This is a genomic window from Streptomyces turgidiscabies Car8, from assembly GCF_000331005.1.
Taxonomy (GTDB): Bacteria; Actinomycetota; Actinomycetes; order Streptomycetales; family Streptomycetaceae; genus Streptomyces; species Streptomyces turgidiscabies.
In genome coordinates, this window is sequence record NZ_AEJB01000658.1 from 1 (window position 1) to 20,294 (window position 20,294).

The 20,294-nt window shown below is 71.0% G+C and carries 12 protein-coding genes; 8 read left to right on the forward strand and 4 right to left on the reverse strand.

The window, feature by feature from the left end; all coding sequences use genetic code 11:
- Positions 1-7: 7 nt before the first annotated feature.
- The 3 genes from STRTUCAR8_RS46110 to STRTUCAR8_RS46120 all read right to left on the reverse strand — a co-directional run bounded on the left by STRTUCAR8_RS46110 (position 8) and on the right by STRTUCAR8_RS46120 (position 6,069).
- Positions 8-1,555 (reverse strand): alpha/beta fold hydrolase, encoded by a 1,548-nt coding sequence (locus STRTUCAR8_RS46110; protein WP_006383429.1) that lies wholly within the window; start codon positions 1,553-1,555, stop codon positions 8-10.
- A 115-nt stretch (positions 1,556-1,670) separates the two neighbouring features.
- Positions 1,671-3,221: an alpha/beta hydrolase gene (locus STRTUCAR8_RS46115; protein ID WP_006383434.1), complete on the reverse strand. Its 1,551-nt coding sequence runs from the start codon at positions 3,219-3,221 to the stop codon at positions 1,671-1,673.
- 109 nt (positions 3,222-3,330) lie between these two features.
- Positions 3,331-6,069 (reverse strand): lysylphosphatidylglycerol synthase domain-containing protein, encoded by a 2,739-nt coding sequence (locus STRTUCAR8_RS46120; protein WP_044474048.1) that lies wholly within the window; start codon positions 6,067-6,069, stop codon positions 3,331-3,333.
- 185 nt (positions 6,070-6,254) lie between these two features.
- Here STRTUCAR8_RS46120 and STRTUCAR8_RS46125 point away from each other — a divergent pair, with 185 nt between their 5' ends.
- From STRTUCAR8_RS46125 to nudC, 5 genes are all read left to right on the forward strand, one after another.
- On the forward strand, positions 6,255-6,620 hold the full coding sequence (locus STRTUCAR8_RS46125; protein ID WP_044474049.1) for an MGMT family protein: 366 nt from the start codon (positions 6,255-6,257) through the stop codon (positions 6,618-6,620).
- 252 nt (positions 6,621-6,872) lie between these two features.
- Positions 6,873-10,268, forward strand: a complete 3,396-nt coding sequence (locus STRTUCAR8_RS46130) for an ATP-dependent helicase (protein WP_078507524.1) — start codon at positions 6,873-6,875, stop codon at positions 10,266-10,268.
- Between the two features lie 36 nt (positions 10,269-10,304).
- The gene (locus STRTUCAR8_RS46135) at positions 10,305-13,841 is read left to right on the forward strand and encodes an ATP-dependent DNA helicase (protein ID WP_044474051.1); all 3,537 of its coding nucleotides are present in this window, start codon (positions 10,305-10,307) and stop codon (positions 13,839-13,841) included.
- Positions 13,842-13,845: 4 nt separating this feature from the next.
- Positions 13,846-15,255 (forward strand): dipeptidase, encoded by a 1,410-nt coding sequence (locus STRTUCAR8_RS46140; protein WP_044474052.1) that lies wholly within the window; start codon positions 13,846-13,848, stop codon positions 15,253-15,255.
- Between the two features lie 166 nt (positions 15,256-15,421).
- Positions 15,422-16,369 (forward strand): NAD(+) diphosphatase, encoded by a 948-nt coding sequence (gene nudC, locus STRTUCAR8_RS46145; protein WP_006383426.1) that lies wholly within the window; start codon positions 15,422-15,424, stop codon positions 16,367-16,369.
- A gap of 99 nt (positions 16,370-16,468) precedes the next feature.
- On the opposite strand, the gene STRTUCAR8_RS46150 is transcribed toward nudC, so the two are convergent.
- Positions 16,469-16,726 (reverse strand): glutaredoxin domain-containing protein, encoded by a 258-nt coding sequence (locus tag STRTUCAR8_RS46150; RefSeq protein WP_006383423.1) that lies wholly within the window; start codon positions 16,724-16,726, stop codon positions 16,469-16,471.
- 180 nt (positions 16,727-16,906) lie between these two features.
- On the opposite strand from STRTUCAR8_RS46150, the gene STRTUCAR8_RS46155 reads away from it, so the two are divergent.
- The 3 genes from STRTUCAR8_RS46155 to STRTUCAR8_RS46160 all read left to right on the forward strand — a co-directional run bounded on the left by STRTUCAR8_RS46155 (position 16,907) and on the right by STRTUCAR8_RS46160 (position 20,139).
- Positions 16,907-19,102 (forward strand): ATP-dependent DNA helicase UvrD2, encoded by a 2,196-nt coding sequence (locus tag STRTUCAR8_RS46155; protein ID WP_006383425.1) that lies wholly within the window; start codon positions 16,907-16,909, stop codon positions 19,100-19,102.
- Positions 19,103-19,273: 171 nt separating this feature from the next.
- The gene (locus tag STRTUCAR8_RS51025; RefSeq protein WP_006383436.1) at positions 19,274-19,597 is read left to right on the forward strand and encodes a hypothetical protein; all 324 of its coding nucleotides are present in this window, start codon (positions 19,274-19,276) and stop codon (positions 19,595-19,597) included.
- 173 nt (positions 19,598-19,770) lie between these two features.
- Positions 19,771-20,139: a WhiB family transcriptional regulator gene (locus STRTUCAR8_RS46160; protein ID WP_044474054.1), complete on the forward strand. Its 369-nt coding sequence runs from the start codon at positions 19,771-19,773 to the stop codon at positions 20,137-20,139.
- Positions 20,140-20,294: the final 155 nt, after the last annotated feature.

The following is a 20,294-nucleotide window of genomic DNA, read 5'->3' on the forward strand; positions in this document are numbered from 1 at the left end:
GCCGCCGTCATGAACAGACCTTGCCGTCCTTCGGCACCGTCCCGTCCAGCAGATACGCGTTCACCGTGGAGTCGACACAGCCGCTCCCACTGCCGTACGCCCCGTGCCCCTCGCCCCGCCACGTCAGCACCACGCCGACGCCCTTGCCCAGCTCGTCCGCCATCTTGCGCGTGCCCTCGTACGGAGTCGCCGGGTCCCCGGTGTTGCCGACCACCAGGACGGGTGCCGCGCCGGGCGCGCCGACCTCCGGTGTGTCGTACTGACCGGCCACCGGCCAGTCGTGGCACCAGCCGGCCGTGTCCCAGCCCATGAACTCCCCGAACACGGGCGAGATCTTCCGGAATTCGGGCAGCAGCTTCCTGGTCTGCGCCGCGGTCGGCCGCTGCTTGTCGTCCAAGCACGATATGACCCGTTGGGCATGCGTCGTCGTGCCGTAGTGGCCTGACGCGTCACGGTCGTTGTAGCCGTCGGAGAGAGCCAGCAGGTCCGATCCGTCGCCCTGCTCGGCAGTTTCCAGGGCGCTGGTCAGTGCCGGCCAGCTCTGCTTGCTGTAGAGCGGTACGAGAACTCCGGTGACCGCCAGGCCCTGGGTCAGCTTCCGGCCGGAGGACGTGGGCAGCGGCTCTGCGTCGATCCGCTTCAGCAGGGCGGAGATCTTCCGCGAACCCTCCTCCGGGTTCTGGCCCGTCGACTTCAGGTAGTCGTCGAGGGCGCGCTGGAAGCCCCGGGCCTGGTTCTTCGCGTGTCCCACCATGTCGGCGCTCGGGTCGACGACGGCGTCGAGGATGAGCCGACCCACGTTCTTCGGGAACAAGTGGGCGTACACACCGCCGAGTTCGGTGCCGTACGAGATGCCGAAGTAGTGCGTCTTCGTATCGCCGAGGACCTGCCGCATCAGGTCCATGTCGCGGGCTGAGTCGGTCGTCGAGACATGGGCGACGAGGTTTCCTGCGGCTTTCGCGCAGCCCTTGCCGAAGTCGGCCGCGTCCTGGAAGTACGCCTTCTCCTCGGCGGCGTCGTCCGGCGACGGGTCCACCGTCTCGGCGGCCTGGATCTCCTTGTCGCTGCGGCAGCGCACACCTTCGCTGGCCCCGACCCCGCGCGGGTCCCAGCTCACCAGGTCGTAGCGCTTGCGGAGTTCGGAGACCGTGCCGGCGTACGAGGGCATCACGGAGATGCCCGACTGGCCGGGTCCGCCGAAGTTGAACAGGAGGGACCCGATACGGCTGCCTCCGGTGGCCTTGGCGCGGATGAGTGCCAGGCCGATGGTCTCGCCGCCCGGCTTCGCGTAGTCCAGCGGCACCTTGAGTGTCGCGCACTGCCAGTCGCTGCCCGGTGTGGGGGAGTCCTGCGTGCCTTCGCAGCGGCCCCAGTCGGGCTTCTGTGAGGTCAGCGAGGCCGGCAGCCCGGGCGAGGCCCGCGACGAGGACGTGGCTGACGGTGGTGCGGCGGCGCCGGACCCTTTGCCGTCATCGCTGTCGGATGCGCCGCTGCTGCAGCCGGCCACCAGCAGTGCGGCGGCGGCAGCGGCCGTCCAGCGTACGAAACGAGGCATGTGTACTTCCCCCCTGCGAGCCCCCGCTCGGATCGGCGGATGGCGGTCCGGCCATAGTAGGCGGATCACGACGAGCCCGTATCGGCCTGTGGATAACCGTCTGACCTGCGCTTTTCTAGGAGCAGGTAGTCCCGGTCGCCGGTACCTTCCCGTCCAGCAGATAGCCGTTGACTGCCTTGAGTACGCATCGGTTTCCGCTGTTGTACGCGCCGTGCCCCTGTCCCTTGTAGGTCAGTCCGACACCCACGCCCGCACCCAGCGCCCTGACCATTTTCCGAGCGCCCTCGTACGGCGTGGCCGGGTCGCCGGTGTTGCCGATGACGAGGATCGGCGCGGACCCCGTCGCGCTGACGTCGGGGTGGTCGGCGGCGCCCCGTACCGCCCAGTCGGTGCAACTGACCATGGACCAGGCCATGAAGTCGCCGAACAGGGGCGAGGCGGCGCGGAACCCCGGCAGTCTCGCCTCGACGTCCGCGACGGTGTAACGCGGCCTCGCGTCCGAGCAGTTGATGGCGATGTTCGCCGCGGTGATGTTGCTGTACTCGCCGTTCCGGCTGCGCCCGTTCATCGAGTCGGAGAGCAGCATCAGAACTGTGCCGTCACCCTCGTAAGCCTGCGCGAGGCCGTCGGTGAGGTAGGGCCAGAAGTCCTGGGAGTACAGCGCCTGCGCGATGCCGTTGGCCGCCGCGCTCTGGGTCAGCTCGCGCGGGAAGACGCCTGGGATCGGCTCGGCGTCGAGATCCTCGAGCAGCTTCGCGATCCGGTCCTCGACGTCCTGTGCGGTGTCGCCGACCGGACAGTCATCGGTCTTGGAGGTGCAGTCCTCGGCGAAGTTGCCGAGCGCGAGCTGGAAGCCCTTGGCCTGCCCGAGCGAGCCCTGTTCAGGTGTCTGGGTCGGGTCGACGACCGCGTCGAAGACGGCTCGACCCACCCTTTTGGGGAACAGATGTGCGTATACGCCGCCGAGTTCGGTGCCGTAGGAGATACCGAAGTAGTGCAGCCTGTCGTCGCCGAGCACCTGGCGCATCAGATCCATGTCGCGGGCCGCTTCGGTGGTGCGGACATGCGGGATCACCCTTTTGGAGTTCTTCTCGCAGGCCGCGTTGAACTTCCGGGTGCTGTCCAGCAGCTCAGCGCGTTCGGCGGCGTTGTCGGGTGTCGCGTCCTGCTGGAAGTAGACGTCGAGCTGCTCGCTGTCCTCGCATCGCACGCCGGCGCTGCGGCCGACCCCGCGAGGGTCGAAACTCACCAGGTCGTAGCGCGTGCGCAGGGTCGCGTAGTCCGTGCCGAACGAGGGGAGCGCGCCGACTCCCGAGCCACCGGGCCCGCCGAAGTTGAAGATGAGGGACCCGATGCGCCTGCTCGCGCCGCCGCTCGCCCTGGCCCGGATCAGCGCGATCCCGATCGTGTCGCCTTTGGGCTCGGCCCAGTCCAGCGGTGCCTTCATGGTGGCGCACTGCCAGTCGTCGCCCCCCGGCAGCGGCGACGGCGCCTCACCGCCTCCCTCCGACTCGGACGGCGCCGGACAGTCCCGCCAACTCAGCTTCTGCACCGACAGCCCCTCGTCCGCGGAGCCGGAATCGTCACTGCACCCCGCCATCAGGCACGACAGCAGCAGGGCGGTGACCGTCAGGGCAGCGGCACGCGGCCGGAAGGGGTGGGGCATGCCCCCATCCTGCGGTCGTACCCGGGTGGGCGCTCGGGGCGGCGAGCCGTACGAGGTACCGCGTCCGCGCGGAGAGGAAGCGGAGAGGAACCGGCCCGAGGCGGGTTCTCTACAGGGAGCCCTTCCGGGTCAGGTGATTGAAGAACAGCCAGCCCGGGAGCACCGGGATCCAGAGGGTCAGCAGCCGGTAGAGCAGCACGGCCGGGGCGGCGACCTCCTTGGGGAGGCCGACGGCGATCAGACCGACCGTCAGGGTCGCCTCGACCGCGCCCACACCACCGGGGGTGGGCGCCGCCGAGCCCAGCGCGTTGCCGGCGAGGAAGACGACGGCCACGCTGGCGAGGCTGAGCGAGGTCGACTCGTCGCCGAACGCGCGGATCGACGCGTCCAGGCACATCACGAAGCACGCGGTCAGCAGCAGCATGCCGCCGATGCCCGTGACCAGCTTCTGGGGCCGCTGGAGAACGTCCAGCATGCGCGGTACAACACCGGCGAACAGCGACCTCACGCGCGTGACGACGAACTTCCGCAGGAACGGCACCGAGGTCACCACGAGGACGAGCACCGCGACCGTCAGCAGGCCCGCGATGACCGTCCGGGACGGCGACAGGGACGGCGTCTTCTCGGTGCCCGTCAGATAGCCGAACGACAGCAGCATCAGGATGTGGCAGCCGAGCCCGAACAACTGCGACGCGCCGACACTGGCCACCGCGAGCCCGGGCCGCACACCCGCGCGCTGCAGGAAACGTGTGTTGAGGGCGACACCGCCCACCGCCGCGGGCGCCACGATCTTGACGAACGATCCGGCGACCTGCGCCGCCACGGTCCGCATGAACGGCACCCGCTCCGGGACGAACCCGAGCAGGCTCATCGCCGCGGCGAAGTAGCTCAGCGCCGAGAACAGGACGGCCGCGATGACCCAGCCCCACTCGGCGTTGTCGATCAGAGTGCCGAACTCGATGTGGGTGAGCTGGGAGAGCAGGAAGTACGCGCCGAACGCGCCCGCGATGAAACTGATCAGGGTGCGTGGTCTCACCCGTTCCAGCCGGGCCGGTTCGACCGGTGCCTGCGGTCTGATCAGCAGCACCTGGTGGCGGATCTGGGTGAGCAGGTCTTCCTCGCGGGCCCCCTCCAGCGCCTCGTCGATGGCCCGCTTCTCGGCCTGCTTCTCCGCGCGTACTGCCTTCTTGTCGGGCTTTTCCAGCACGACGGGCCCGGTGTCCGTGTGGTGGGCTGCCTCCAGCCGGTCCTGCTTGGCCTGCTGGGACGCCTCCAGAACCGCCTCGCGCTGACGCTGGGCACGCTCGCGGGCGAGTTTGCGCAGCGTCGCGCGCGTGGAGCGCGACAGGGCGATGGGCTGGAGCATCGGCAGACAGTCCGCCACCGCGTCCGGGCCGAGTACGCCGACCGCGGACGCCACCGCGCGTTCGGCGCCCACACGCAGGCCCAGGGTCGACACCAGCTGGGCGATGTCCATGCGCAGCAACAGGTCACCGGCCGCGATCTCGCCGACCCGGAGGTCGGTGAGGATCACCTTGCCGGAACGATCCACCAGAATCGCCTCGCCGACGAGCCTGCGATGCGCGATGCGCCGCGACTGCAGGGCCTTCACCTGGTGCCAGGTGTTGCGCAGCAGCTCGTCGGTGATGTCCTCGTCGTCCAGGGAATCGAGCGTGTGACCCCCGGTGTGCTCGTAGACGAGCATCACGGCGTCCGGGCCGAGCTCCGAGGTCGCGATCAGCTTGGGCGCGTTCGCCCCGGCGGCGATCGCCGCGTACGCGAGAAGAGCCTCCTGCTCCAGTGCCTGGCGCAGCGACTGGAGGCTGCTGCGGGTGGCCAGGCCGCGCAAGGTGATGTTGCGCCACATGCGGTAGAAGAAGTGCTGCGCCTGTTGCTCGCGGTCGACCACGGTGACGTCCAGCGGGGGGCCGTCCTCCAGGGTGACGAAGTAGCGCCGGCCGCGGTCACCGCTGTCCGTCGTCTCCGGCACCTCCTCACGGGCCGCGCTCACCGGGCGGAAACCGACGTGCCGCAGGCCCGCCATCAGGTTGCGCCCGGTAGGACGCACGTTCGGTGAGCCGACCGCGTACAGCGTCCCGTACGCCACCGACCAGCCGATGAGCACCGTCAGGATGATCGAGAACGGTGTCGTGTAGCCGGTGACCAGCATCGAGAAGGCGTCGAGCAGCAGCACCACCCAGAGCACGGCCCGCCAGCGCGGCCGACGGGACATGCCGACGGCCGTCATGTACGCGATGACGGGTGCGAGGTAGCCGTGCACAGGGTCGGTGAGGGCGTGGATGTCGCCGGGGGAGGGCTGGGTCAGCGCCTCCTGGATGGAGCCGGGGGCGGCCTTGGCGACCCACAGGTCGGTGGCGAGGGTCACTCCGTGCGCGAGGACCGCCGCGAGGACACCGTCGGCGATGCGCAGCCCGTCCCGCTTGATCAGCCGCTCGATCGCGAAGGCGACCGGTACCAGCAGGATCGCGATGCTCGACGCCAGACCCGCGATCTTGATCAGCAGGTCGGGTGCCTGGCCGGTGCCCTTGTTGATGTCCTGTTCGAGCCCAGAGGTGGTGCCGTGCGCGAAAGCGGCGATCGCGAGCAGGACGACGATCGCGAAGACGCCCGCCAGGAGTCGCATGAGGTCGGAGGGGCGGTGCACGCGCGCGGGGAGCAGCGGTTCGTCGCCCTCGACCTCCTCGACATGGGCGTCGTCGTCCGCGCAGTCGGCGGTCGTCCCGGCCGGTGTCTGCTCGTTCTCGTGGCCGGTGCTGTCCGCATCGGGGCGCGACGAGACCTCAGAGGTGTCCTCCGCCCCTTCGGGGTGCACGCCCTGCTGCTTCATGGTCTCTTCTTGGTCTCGTATCACCGGTCACCGCCCGCACGATGGTGGCATGCCCCACTGACACGGAGGGGCATCAGGGTGCGGTGCGGGGGCGCACAGTCTGCCGCAAGCTCCGCTCGGGGGCGAGAGACACCCAGGGTGGCCGCCTCGTCACATTGTCGGTGGGGTGGGGCAGGATGGGCCGGATGAGCGACGAGAGCCTTCCGGCGGACACCCTGCCGGAGTACGCCGAGCGGGCCCTGGAGGCCGCTGAGCTGATCCCGCCCGGGCGAGTCATGACGTACGGCGATGTGGCCGAGTGGCTGGAGGAGGGCGGACCGCGCCAGGTCGGGCGCGTGATGGCCCTCTACGGAGGGGCTGTTCCGTGGTGGCGGGTCGTCCGCGCCGACGGTGTCCTGCTCCCGGGCCACGAACTGGCGGCTCTCGACCACTACCGCGCGGAGGGCACGCCCCTGAAGGAGGCGAGCAGGGCCGCTGCAGGGCACCTGCCGCGCCTCGACATGAGACGGGCGCGGTGGGACGGCGGCGAACGGGCGGAGGGTCACACCTGACAGCTTCCGCCATCGGGCGGGCATCAGGGGGACCTGTGGCCCGTACGGGGTAAACCGGGCACGTCCGCGCCATGGCGTACGTTCGTGGGGCGAGGGGCCCGGGTGACGCTCGGGGCGGGTGGGAACAAGCGGAAGCCCTGCTTCCGAACCGCCCGTCGGCGTACCGTCGGCAGCACCCACCCCCCTCACCCCCCGGCCACCGTCCTCCACGCGGTCAGCCAACCAGCACACCCACCAGGACCGGCGAACCACGTGAGCTCCTCTTCCTCCACCAGGCGCCTGCCGCACCCCCAGGGGCGACAGGGGAACCGTGGCGCTTACCGACTGGTGCGCACCCCGCCACCGCGGCAGGATCCCCCTCGTCTTGACGCCGCACAGCGCGCGGTGGTTGACCACACGCGGGGCCCACTGCTGGTCCTCGCGGGCCCGGGCACCGGGAAGACCACCACCCTCGTCGAGTCCGTGGCGGCCCGCATCGCCCAGGGCAGGGACCCCGAGCGGATCCTCGTGCTGACGTTCAGCCGCAAGGCGGCCGTCGAACTGCGCGACCGGATGGCACTGCGCATCGGAGCCGCCCACGCTCCCCGGGCGACCACCTTCCACTCCTTCTGCTACGCCCTGGTCCGCGCCCACCAGGACAGCGACCTGTTCGTGGAACCCCTGCGGCTGCTCTCCGGCCCCGAACAGGACGTGGCCGTACGCGGACTGCTCGCCGGCCAGCCCGACCTGGAACGGCTCGGTCTCGCCCATGTGCGCTGGCCGGACGAACTGCGCGCCTGCCTCACCACCCGCGGCTTCGCCGACGAGGTCCGCGCGGTCCTCGCCCGCAGCCGCGAACTGGGCCTCGGCCCGGACGCGCTGGACGCCTTCGCCCGGCGCATCGGCCGCCCCGACTGGCGCGCCGCCGCCGCCTTCCTGGCCGAGTACCTCGACGTCCTCGACATGCAGGGAGTGCTCGACTACGCGGAACTCGTGCACCGCGCGGTGCTCCTCGCGAGCCGCCCCGACACCGCCGGGCAGCTCGCCGCCCGCTACGACGCTGTCTACGTGGACGAGTACCAGGACACCGACCCGGCCCAGGTCAGACTGCTGCAAGCGCTCGCCGGAGGCGGCCGGACACTCGTCGCCCTCGGTGACCCCGACCAGTCGATCTACGCGTTCCGCGGCGCGGACGTCAACGGCATCCTGGACTTCCCGCGCGCCTTCCCGCGCGCGGACGGCCGCCCTGCCCCGGTCGAGGTCCTCAGGACGTCCCGCCGCTCCGCCGCGACCCCGCTGACCGCCACCCGCCTCCTCACCCAGCGCATGCCCCTGAGCCGCCTCCCGGCCGAGAAGGTCCGCGCCCACCGTGGACTCGCTCCGCTCCGCGACGGAGGCAGCGTCGAGGTCTGCACCTACCCGACGTCCGGCACGGAGCTGGACAACATCGCCGACATCCTCCGCCGCGCCCACCTGGAGGACGGTGTTCCCTGGGGCGAGATGGCCGTCCTCGTGCGCGCGGGCGGCCGTACGATCCCGACCCTCCGGCGCGCCCTCACGGCAGCCGGCGTCCCCCTGGACATCGACGGCGACGACCTGCCCCTGCGCCACGAACCGGCGGTGGCACCTCTCCTGACGGCGCTCCGGGCGGTGGCGACCGCGGAGGTGTCCGGAGCGGGCGAGGAGACGGGCACCCACACGGCGAGTGACGGCGAGTCCGATGACACCGACGCCGACGTTGCCGACATCTCCCTGACCGAAGTCGCCGCGTGGCTCGGCACCGAAACCGCCCTGACCCTCCTCACCTCCCCCCTCGCCGGCATGGACGCCGCCGATCTGCGCCGCCTCGGCCGCGCCCTGCGTGAAGAGGAGCGAACCGCGGGCAACCCCGTCCCGCCGCCCTCTGACGAACTCCTGGCCCGTGCGCTGGCCGAACCCGAACGCCTGGTCGCCCACGACCCGACCTACGCGCGGGGCGCCCAGCGCCTCGGCGCGCTCCTCAGAAAGGCGCGGGAACGCCTGGCGGGCGGCGGCACGGCCGAGGAGGCCCTCTGGGACCTATGGAACGGCACACCCTGGCCAGGACGCCTGGAGCGGGCCGCCCGGCGCGGCGGCGCGGGCGGACGCAACGCCGACCGCGACCTCGACGCCGTGTGCGCGCTGTTCGCGACCGCCGCGCGCGCGGAGGAGCGCACCGGCGGCCGAGGCACCCTGAACCTCCTGGAGGAGATCGACGCCGAGGACATCGCCGCCGACACCCTCACCCGCCGCGCCGTGCGCCCCGACGCCGTACGCCTCATGACCGCACACCGCTCGAAGGGCCTGCAGTGGCGCCTCGTGGTCGTCGCCGGCGTCCAGGAGGGGCTGTGGCCCGACCTGCGCCGCCGCGGCTCCCTTCTGGAAGCCGACCGCATCGGCCGCGACGGCCTCGCCGAGCCGCTGACCCCAGGAGCACTGCTCGCCGAGGAACGGCGGCTGTTCTACGTGGCCGCCACGCGCGCGCGGGAACGCCTGGTCGTCACCGCGGTGAAGGCTCCCGCCGACGACGGCGACCAGCCCTCCCGCTTCCTCACCGAACTCGGCGTGGAACCCAAGGACGTGACGGGCCGCCCACGCCGCCCTCTCTCCGTCGCGGCCCTCGTCGCCGAACTGCGCGCCACCACGGTCGACCCGCGCGTCTCCGCCGCCCTCAGGGAGGCAGCCGCCCGCCGACTGGCCCGGCTCGCCGCGCTCACCGACGAGGAGAGCCGCCCGCTCGTGCCGTCCGCCCACCCCTACCGCTGGTGGGGCATGTACGAGCCGACCGAGAGCAAGGTCCCGCTGCGCGACCGCGACCAGCCCGTCGTGCTCTCCGGCAGCGCCCTCGACCAACTCGCCAACACCTGCGCCCTGCAGTGGTTCCTGGGCCGCGAGGTGAAGGCCGACGCCCCCGCGACCGCCGCCCAGGGCTTCGGCAACGTGGTGCATGTCCTCGCCGACGAGGTCGCCTCCGGACACACCCCCGCCGACCTCGACGTCCTCATGGAACGCCTCGACTCCGTGTGGAACGCGCTCGCCTTCGACGCGCCCTGGAAGTCCGAGCAGGAGAAGGCCCACGCGCGCGTGGCGCTCGAACGCTTCCTGACCTGGCACGTCGACTCCAGGCGAACCGGCCGCACCCCCGTGGCCAGCGAGCACGACTTCGACGTGACCCTCGAAGCAGGCGACTACGAAGTGCGCATCCGCGGTTCCATGGACCGCGTCGAGGCCGACGGCGAGGGTCGCGCCTATGTGGTCGACTTCAAGACCGGCAAACAGACGCCCACCGCCGCCGAGGTGGCCCGCCACCCCCAACTCGCCGTCTACCAGCTCGCCGTCCGCGAAGGCGCCGTAGACGACGCCTTCGACGGCGTACGCCCCGAACCGGGTGGTGCGGAACTCGTCCAGCTGCGCCAGGGCGCCGCCAAACGGGACGGCGGCGAGACGCTGCCCAAGGTGCAGGCACAGGCCCCCCTTGAGGGAGGGGCGGACGCGGGCGCGGAGGGGGAGTGGGTCGGCGACCTGCTGGCCACCGCCGCGGGCAAGGTCCTCGACGAACGCTTCACTCCCACGACCGGCCAGCACTGCGCCCACTGCTCCTTCAGGGCATCGTGCAGCGCCCGCCCGGAAGGCCGGCAAGTGGTCGAGTGACACCCGTTGTCAGTGTCCGCCGCTAGCCTCTCTGACGTGCCAGCCACCATCAGCGACCCCGAGCAGCTCAAAGAGCTCCTCGGTATCCCGTTCACCCCGGAGCAGACGGCCTGCATCGTCGCGCCGCCCGCCCCGCAGGTGATCGTGGCCGGCGCCGGGTCGGGCAAGACGACGGTGATGGCGGCACGCGTGGTGTGGCTCGTCGGCACCGGCCAGGTCGCCCCCGAACAGGTGCTCGGCCTCACCTTCACCAACAAGGCCGCCGGTGAACTCGCCGAACGCGTCCGCAAGGCACTTGTCAGGGCAGGGGTCACGGACCCGGACGTCATCGACCCCGACAACCCGCCCGGCGAACCGGTCATCTCGACCTATCACGCCTTCGCGGGCCGCCTCCTGAAGGACCACGGACTGCGCCTCGGCCTCGAACCGACGGCCCGTCTCCTCGCCGACGCCACCCGCTACCAGCTCGCCGCGCGCGTACTGCGCGAAGCCCCCGGTCCCTATCCCGCGCTCACCCGCTCCTTCCCGGACCTCGTCAGCGACCTCCTGACCCTCGACGCCGAACTCGCCGAACACCTCGTCCGCCCCGAGGAACTGCGCGCGTACGACGCCGAGCTGCTGCGTGCCCTGGAGGGCGCCAAACTCACCAACGCGGACCTGCGCAAGGTCCCCGAGACAGCCGCCGCCCGCCGCGAGCTCGCCGAACTGGTGACCCGTTACCGGGCCGCCAAGCGCGAGCGGGACCTCCTCGACTTCGGCGACCAGATCGCCCTGTCCGCCGCGCTCGCCCGCGTCCCCGAAGTGGGCCGCGTTCTGCGCGAGGAGTTCCGGGTGGTGCTCCTCGACGAGTACCAGGACACCTCGGTGGCACAACGCGTCCTCCTGGCAGGCCTGTTCGGCGGCGGCACCGGCCACCCGGTGACCGCGGTCGGTGACCCCTGCCAGGCGATCTACGGCTGGCGCGGCGCTTCCGTCGCCAACCTCGACGACTTCCCCGAGCACTTCGCCCACACCGACGGCGGGTCGGCGGCCCGCCAGTCGCTCAGTGAGAACCGCCGCAGCGGAGGCCGCCTCCTCGACCTCGCCAACGGCCTCGCGGAGCCCCTGCGCGCCATGCACGCGGGCGTGGAGGCACTCCGCCCCGCACCCGGCGCGGAGCGCGACGGCCAGGTGCGCTGCGCGCTGCTGCGCACCCACGCCGAGGAGATCGGCTGGCTCGCAGACTCCATCGCCCACCTCGTACGCACGGGCAAGGCACCCGGCGAGATCGCCGTCCTGTGCCGCACCGCCACCGACTTCGCCGAGATCCAGGGCGCGCTCGTCGCACGGGACATCCCCGTTGAGGTCGTCGGGCTCTCCGGGCTGCTGCACCTGCCCGAGGTCGCCGACCTGGTGTCCGTCTGCGAGGTCCTCCAGGACCCGGGGGCCAATGCCTCCCTGGTACGGCTGCTGACTGGCCCGCGCTGGCGCATCGGCCCGCGCGACCTCGCCCTCCTCGGCCGCCGGGCCCGCCTTCTCGTGTCCCACGCGCGCGTGGGCGACGCCGACGACCCGGACCGCCGGCTCGCCGAGGCGGTCGAGGGGGTCGACCCCGCCGAGGTGATATCGCTCGCGGACGCCCTCGACACCTTCCTGGAGACACCGCTGAGGGGCGAGGGCGACGAAGACGGGCTGCCCTTCTCGCCGGACGCGCGCGTGCGCTTCGCCAGGCTCGCCACCGAACTCCGCGACCTGCGCCGCTCCCTCGCCGACCCGCTGATGGACGTACTGCACCGCGTGCTCGCCGTCACCGGCCTGGAAGTGGAGCTGTCGGCGTCCCCGCACGCTCTGGCGGCCCGGCGCCGCGAGACCCTCTCCAACTTCCTCGACATCGCCGCCTCGTTCGCCGCCCACGAGAGCGAGGCCGGCCTGCTCGCCTTCCTCGGCTTCCTGCGCACGGCCGCGCAGTACGAGAAGGGACTGGACAACGCCCTGCCCGGCGGCGAGAACACCGTCAAGGTGCTCACCGCCCACAAGTCCAAGGGCCTGGAGTGGGACGTCGTGGCCGTCCCCGGCCTGGTCACCGGCACCTTCCCCAGCGACCGGGGCCGCGAGAAATGGACCTCCCAGGCGAAGGTCCTGCCGCACGAGCTGCGCGGCGACGCTGCCACGCTCCCCGACATCGAGGCCTGGGACGCCCGGGGAATGAAGGCCTTCCAGGAAGCGATGAAGGAGCACCAGCACACCGAGGAACTCCGCCTCGGCTATGTCACCTTCACCCGCCCCCGCTCCCTGCTGCTCGGCTCCGGCCACTGGTGGGGCCCCTCCCAGAAGAAGCCGCGTGGCCCCTCCGACTTCCTGCGGGCCCTCCACGACCACTGCACGGCCGGACACGGCGAGATCGAGGTCTGGGCGGACGAACCGGAGGAGGGCGAGGAGAATCCCGCCCTGCACGCGTCCACCGCCGACCAGCTGTGGCCCCTGCCATTGGACGACACCGCGTTCCGCCGCCGCAGGGCCGCCGCCGAGACGGTTCTCGCTCACCTGGAGACCCTCGCCTCCCACGAGGACGGCCACCCCGCGGCCCCGCACGACCCCGACGCGTACGACGACCCGGACTGGCCCCCGCCGCCGGACGACGAGCCTCCCTACGGGGACGACGAACCCCGAGACGACGACGATCCTTTGGACCACGACGACACCTCCCCCGCGGAGGACGACGCCGACTGGGACGCCTGGACCACGGACCGACCCGAACCGCCCGCACAGACCCCGCCCCGCGCGCGGGTGCACCACCCCGGACACAGCCACGACCGCCCGGCCACCGTGCCCCACGCCCGCAGACACCCCGCCGAGGCGGATCTCACACCGGAGGAGGTCCGTTCCGTCGCCTCCTGGGACCGCGACCTCGACGCGCTCACCGGGGAACTGCTGCGCGCGCGGCAGACCGTCACCGACGTCCCCCTGCCCCCGACGCTGACCGCGTCCCAGCTGATGCTCCTGGCCGCCGACCCGGACGCCCTCGCGCAGGAACTCGCCCGCCCCATGCCACGCCCACCGCAGCCCGCCGCCCGTCGCGGCACCCGCTTCCACGCCTGGGTCGAGGCCCGCTTCGAGGAACTCCGGCTCCCGATGCTGGAGCCCGACGAACTGCCCGGCAGCGATGCCGAGATCGCCGACGAACGCGACCTGGAAACCCTCAAGGAGGCCTTCGAACACACCGTGTACGCACACCGCACGCCCTACCGCGTCGAAGCCCCGTTCCAGCTCGACATCGCCGGACGCGTCGTACGAGGCCGGATCGACGCCGTCTACAAAGAAGGCGACGGCGACGAGACGACGTACGAGATCCTCGACTGGAAGACCCACCGCGCCCGCACCGCGGATCCCCTCCAGCTCGCCATCTACCGGCTCGCCTGGGCCGAGCAGCAGGGCGTGCCCCTGACGGCCGTCACAGCCGCCTTCCTGTACGTGCGCAGCGGCGAGACCGTCCGGCCGGACGGTCTCCCGGACCGGGCCGCGCTGGAGCGGCTCCTCCTGGAGGAGCCTGCCGTGTTCGAAGTACCGGACGAGGATGTCAGCGCGGGCCGATAAGCTCATGACCATGAGCCAGGCCCCGGACAACGCCGTCCGTCAGTACATCGAACAGCACCGCGCCGCCTTCCTCGACGACCTCGCCGAGTGGCTGCGCATCCCCTCCGTGTCGGCCCAGCCCGACCACGCCGCCGATGTACGCCGCAGCGCCGACTGGCTCGCCGCCAAACTCCGGGAAACCGGCTTCCCCACCGTCGAGGTCTGGGCGACACCGGGCGCCCCGGCGGTCTTCGCGGAGTGGCCCGCCGACGACCCCGCCGCCCCCACCGTCCTCGTCTACGGACATCACGACGTGCAGCCCGCGGCCCGCGAGGACGGCTGGGACACCGACCCCTTCGAACCGGTCGTCCGGGGAAACCGTCTTCACGCGCGCGGGGCCGCCGACGACAAAGGCCAGGTGTTCTTCCACACACTCGGCGTCCGCGCCCACCTCGCCACCACCGGCCGCACCGCGCCCGCCGTCCACCTGAAAATGCTCGTCGAGGGCGAGGAGGAGTCCGGTTCCATCCACTTCCGGTCCCTCGTCGAGGAGCACGTCGACCGGCTCGCCGCCGACGCGGTGATCGTCTCCGACACCGGCATGTGGGCCGAGGACACCCCCACGGTGTGTACGGGCATGCGCGGCCTCGCCGAGTGCGAGATCCAGTTCCACGGACCCGACCAGGACATCCACTCCGGTTCCTTCGGCGGCGCCGTGCCCAACCCGGCGACCGCCGTCGCCCGCCTCGTCGCGGCACTGCACGACGAGCACGCGCGGGTGACGATCCCCGGTTTCTACGACGGCGTCACCGCACTCACCGACCACGAGCGCGAACTCCTCGCCGAACTCCCCTTCGACGAGGAGCAGTGGCTGCGCACCGCCAAGTCGTACGCCACCCACGGCGAAACCGGACACACCACCCTGGAGCGCGTCTGGACGCGCCCCACCGCGGAGGTCAACGGCATCGGCGGCGGCTACCAGGGCCCCGGCAGCAAGACGATCGTCCCGGCCTCGGCCATGGTGAAACTCTCCTTTCGGCTCGTCGCCGGACAGGACCCCGACCACATCGAGAAGATCGTCCGCGACTGGACCGCGACCCGCGTTCCCCCAGGGATCCGGTACGAGATCACCTTCGCGGCGGCCACGCGCCCGTGCCTGACCCCACTGGACCATCCCGCCCTCCAGTCCGTCGTCCGCGCCATGAGCCGCGCCTTCGACAAGCCCGTCCGCTACACCCGTGAGGGCGGCAGCGGCCCGGCCGCGGACCTCCAGGACGTCCTCGGTGCCCCCGTGCTCTTCCTGGGCATCTCCGTCCCCTCCGACGGCTGGCACGCCCCCAACGAGAAGGTGGAGATCGACCTGCTCCTCAGAGGCGTCGAGACCACCGCGTACCTGTGGGGCGACCTGGCAGGGAGTTGGCGAGATGAGTCCTGACGACCTTGGGCGGCCCGGAGCGGCAGCCGCCCCGGGGCACACTGAAAGCACGGCCCCGCACTCGCTCGAAGTCACCCGAAAGCCGCCGTCCCCCACCAGTCCCCAGCCACGTCCCACTGAACCGCCCGCAGAAATATCCGTTCCACCGGGGGAGTTGGAAGCACCTGTGACCACCTGGACCGACCACACCGCCGACCGCCCCATCTCGCTCACCGCCCCCAGCGGCATCGACCGGTCCGCCCACCACCGGCTCGACGAGGCCTGGCTCGCCGCAGCATGGAGTCACCCCACAACCCGCTGCTTCGTGGTCTCCGGCGGCCAGGTCCTCATCGACGAGACGCCCGACGGGCGTACCGAACTCGTCATGACCCCCTCCTTCGAGGCCCCTCTTACCGAGGCTCACCGCTACTTCCTCGGCAACGACGACGAGGGCACCAGCTACTTCGCCCTCCAGAAGGACGCGCTTCCCGGCCGCATGGACCAGTCCGCGCGGCCCGCGGGCCTGCGCGAGGCCGGCCTGCTCCTCTCGCCCCGAGAAGCGGGCCTGATGGTGCACGCCGTCGCCCTGGAGAACTGGCAGCGACTGCACCGCTTCTGCTCCCGCTGCGGTGAGCGCACCGTCATCGCCGCCGCCGGACACATCCGCCGCTGCCAGGCGTGCGGCGCCGAGCACTACCCGCGCACCGACCCTGCCGTGATCATGGCCGTTACCGACGACGAGGACCGCATCCTTCTCGGCCGCCAGGTCCACTGGCCCGAGGGCCGCTTCTCGACGCTCGCCGGTTTCGTCGAGCCGGGCGAGTCCATCGAACAGTCGGTCCGCCGTGAGGTGTTCGAGGAGGCCGGAATCCTGGTCGGCCAGGTCGAGTACGTCGCCAGCCAGCCCTGGCCGTTCCCGTCCAGCCTCATGCTCGGCTTCATGGCCCGTGCCGTGTCCACCGACATCGAGGTCGACGGCGACGAGATCCACGAGGCCCGCTGGTTCTCCCGGGAGGACCTGCGCGCAGGCTTCGAATCCGGCGAGGTCCTCCCGCCGTACGGCATCTCGATCGCGGCCCGCCTGATCGAACTCTGGTACGGCAAGCCCTTGCCGAAGCCGGGCACCGCGCTCTGACACGCGAGGCCGGCCCCTGAGCCGGTCCCGTCGGCGGGCCGGGCACGCGAAGACCCCCGCACACGGCCGCCGGGCCGGTCGGGGGTCGGGGACACGCGGTCAGGCGCCGAGAGCCTGCTTCACCTGCGCGAGGCTCGGGTTCGTCATCACGACCTCCGGGCCGTCGTTGGAGGGAACCACCAGCACCGTCGGAACCGTCTGGTTGCCACCGTTCGCCTTCTCCACGAACGCTGCGGAGTCCGGGTCGTGCTCGATGTTGATCTCGTTGTACGCGATGCCCTCGCGGTCCATCTGGCTCTTCAGCCGACGGCAGTATCCGCACCACGTGGTGCTGTACATCGTCACAGTGCCCGGCATGTCTCTCGCTCTCCTCAGCAGTTCGGGGGACGGGTGCTCGCTGTGGGGGAACGTACGGCACCCGGCCGCCATTCCCGCAGGGGGTGTCCGAGGAGACGCCCTGCCGCATTAGTACGACTGCAAGGGGGTGCCTGTGGACAACCGGCTCACCTGTCTCCGGCGACCTGGCAGCATGGCCGTGTGACAGCAGCAACGCACTCCACCCTCTTCCCGCAGGTTCCGGACTCGGCCGACGCGGTGCTCGACGGACTCGATCCCGAGCAGCGCGAAGTGGCCACCGCCCTGCACGGTCCGGTGTGCGTGCTGGCGGGCGCCGGCACGGGAAAGACACGGGCGATCACCCACCGCATCGCCTACGGCGTACGCGCGGGGATCCTCCAGCCCTCCAGCGTGCTCGCCGTCACCTTCACCAACCGCGCGGCCGGTGAGATGCGCGGGCGACTGCGCCAGCTCGGCGCCGGCGGAGTCCAGGCGCGCACCTTCCACTCGGCGGCGCTGCGCCAGCTCCAGTACTTCTGGCCGAAGGCCGTCGGCGGCTCCATGCCCCGTCTCGTCGACCGCAAGATCCAGCTCGTCGCCGATGCCGCCGCGGCCTGCCGCATCCGCCTCGACCGGGGCGAACTGCGGGACGCCACCGCCGAGATCGAATGGGCCAAGGTCACCCAGACCGTCCCCGCCGACTATGTGCCCGCAGTCGCAAAGTCCGGTCGCGTCGCACCCCGCGACCCCGCCGAGATCGCGCAGCTCTACGCCGCCTACGAGGACCTCAAGCGGGATCGCTCCCTCATCGACTTCGAGGACGTCCTGCTGCTCACCGTCGCGGTCCTCCAGGACCGCCGCGACATCGCCGAACAGGTCCGCTCCCAGTACCAGCACTTCGTGGTCGACGAGTACCAGGACGTCAGCCCGCTCCAGCAGCGGCTGCTGGAGCTGTGGCTCGGGGAACGAGACAACCTGTGCGTGGTCGGCGACGCCAGCCAGACGATCTATTCGTTCACAGGAGCAACTCCTGACCATCTTCTCGACTTCCGTATCCGGCACCCCGGTGCCACGGTCGTCAAGCTGGTCCGCGACTACCGCTCCACCCCCCAGGTCGTCCACCTCGCCAACGGCCTGCTCGCCCAGGCCCGGGGCCGCGCCGCGGAACACCGGCTGGAGCTGATCTCCCAGCGCGGCTCCGGACCCGAACCCGGCTACACCGAGTACGCCGATGAACCCGCCGAGGCCGAGGGCGCCGCTCGCCGCATCCGGGACCTCGTCGCCGCCGGGATGCCGGCGAGCGAGATCGCCATCCTGTTCCGGACGAACGCCCAGTCCGAGACGTACGAACAGGCTCTCGCCGACGCCGGAGTCCCCTACCAGCTACGCGGTGCCGAACGGTTCTTCGACCGGCCCGAGGTGCGCAAGGCCATCAGTGCGCTGCGCGCCGCAGCCCGCTTCGGAGGCAACGACTCCCTCCTGGACGACGTCGTCGACCTGCCCTCCCAGGTGCGTGCCGTGCTGTCGGGAGAAGGCTGGACCAGTGCGCCGCCCGCGGGCTCCGGGGCCGTCCGGGAACGCTGGGAGTCGCTGGCCGCGCTGGTGAACCTCGCACAGGACTTCACAGTCGCGAAACAGGGCGCCACACTCGCTGACCTCGTCGCCGAACTCGACGAGCGGGCGAGCGCTCAGCACGCCCCGACCGTGCAGGGCGTCACCCTTGCCTCCCTCCATTCGGCCAAGGGTCTGGAATGGGACGCCGTCTTCCTGGTCGGAGTCGCCGAGGGGATGATGCCGATCAGCTACGCGAAGACCGATGAACAGATCGAGGAGGAACGCCGCCTCCTGTATGTCGGGGTGACCCGCGCACGGGAACGCCTCCACGTCTCCTGGTGCCTCTCCCGCGCTCCTGGGGGCCGTCCGAACCGCCGCCCCAGCCGGTTCCTCGACGGCCTGCGTCCCGGCTCGGTCACCACCGCCGTCCGGGCGGGCACGGCCGGTCCCGGTGGCATCGAGCGCGGCTTCGGAGGCAGCCCCGGAGCCGCCCCGCGCCGAACCCAGAGAACCCCTGCCCGCTGCCGGGTCTGCGGGCGCACGCTGACCGACGCGGGCGAGATGAAGCTGATGCGCTGCGACGAGTGCCCCTCCGACATGGACGAGGGCCTCTACGAGCGCCTGCGCGAGTGGCGAGCGGTCCAGGCCGCACGCAGTGGGCAGCCCGCGTTCTGCGTCTTCACTGACAGGACCCTGATGGCGATCGCGGAGACCGTGCCGGACGAAGAAGGGGAACTGGCCCGTATCCCCGGCGTCGGAGTGCGCAAGCTCAACCGGTACGGAGCCGACGTTCTGGCCATCTGTGCAGGTCAGGTAGTTGAGGGGGAGAGCGATGGCGACTGATTCAAACTCGTCGGAAAAATAGTTTGCGCATGCCCCGGCAATCCCCATAGGTTCTTAGCCACGGGAACAGAGTCTTCTCAGAAGGTCTGGCCCTGTGCTGTACTTCATAGTCGTATATCCGTTGGACCGGTTCGCACCGGTCCCCCAAGACGCCGAGAGGAGGCGAGTCCAGTGATCAGCATCTACACCAGCTCTGTCAGCGCGGTCAAAATGACCGATCTCTCGACCGTCTCCCTGTGCATGCTCGGCGTCTCGAACCTGGGCACCGGTCTGTCCGGCATTCGTGCCGTCCGGCCGGCCTCCCCCGTGTCTCTCGCGACTCTCCCTGTCCGCGAGCGCAATGAGCGACCGAGCAAGGCACTGGAAGCAGGAGCAGTAGCGGCACAGGCCCCGGCCTATGCCTTTGCGGCCGGTGCCGGATCCCTCAAGCAGACGACGCAGCACCACACGATGTGGGCCTTCCGTGGGCCAGAACCCTGGAGTGATCCAGCCTGATTGATCAGGCCGGCGCCTTCAGGGCCGCGGAACCCCATCCGGGATCCGCGGCCCTTCTGTTTTCCCCGAACGGGGACGACGGAGTGAAGGGGCCTCGGGACAAGAGAAAACCCGCCGGTACCAGCCGCACCCGGCCCAACAGGGCCGGAACGACCAGACGAGGAAAACAAACCGTGCAACTCGAAGCGCACGCCCCGTCAGTACCGCCTTCCGAAACGATCCCCCCGCCCAGCCTCACGGAGGACTGCACCTTGATCCCGCTCACTGCGCTCACCGCGCTCGACGACGCCATCGAGAACCTCGGCGTACCCGTCCCCTGCCGTTCCTACGACCCGGAGGTCTTCTTCGCCGAGTCGCCGGCCGACGTCGAGTACGCCAAGTCTCTCTGCCGCACCTGCCCGCTGATGGAGGCCTGCCTCGCCGGCGCCAAGGAGCGGCGTGAGCCCTGGGGCGTCTGGGGCGGCGAACTGTTCGTCCAGGGTGTCGTTGTGGCCCGCAAGCGGCCCCGTGGCCGTCCGCGCAAGAACCCGGTCACAGCATGAACATCGCAGGAACGATCGATCGCCCCTTCACGCACGACCCCGAGAAGCAGGTCCCGATGACGCCGTCCACCAGCGAGCCCGTCGGCTCCGCGACCGAAGACTTCACCACCACCGGTGCGAACGACTCGCGCCAGAACAGGACCCGAGAGATGCAA

Coding starts and splice junctions, on each gene's coding strand:
- STRTUCAR8_RS46120 (WP_044474048.1), bottom strand. CDS start 6,069: ATGAAGCAGCAGGGCGTGCACCCCGAAGGGGCGGAGGACACCTCTGAG.
- STRTUCAR8_RS46150 (WP_006383423.1), bottom strand. CDS start 16,726: ATGCCGGGCACTGTGACGATGTACAGCACCACGTGGTGCGGATACTGC.
- STRTUCAR8_RS46115 (WP_006383434.1), bottom strand. CDS start 3,221: ATGCCCCACCCCTTCCGGCCGCGTGCCGCTGCCCTGACGGTCACCGCC.
- STRTUCAR8_RS46140 (WP_044474052.1), top strand. CDS start 13,846: ATGACCATGAGCCAGGCCCCGGACAACGCCGTCCGTCAGTACATCGAA.
- STRTUCAR8_RS46110 (WP_006383429.1), bottom strand. CDS start 1,555: ATGCCTCGTTTCGTACGCTGGACGGCCGCTGCCGCCGCCGCACTGCTG.
- STRTUCAR8_RS46125 (WP_044474049.1), top strand. CDS start 6,255: ATGAGCGACGAGAGCCTTCCGGCGGACACCCTGCCGGAGTACGCCGAG.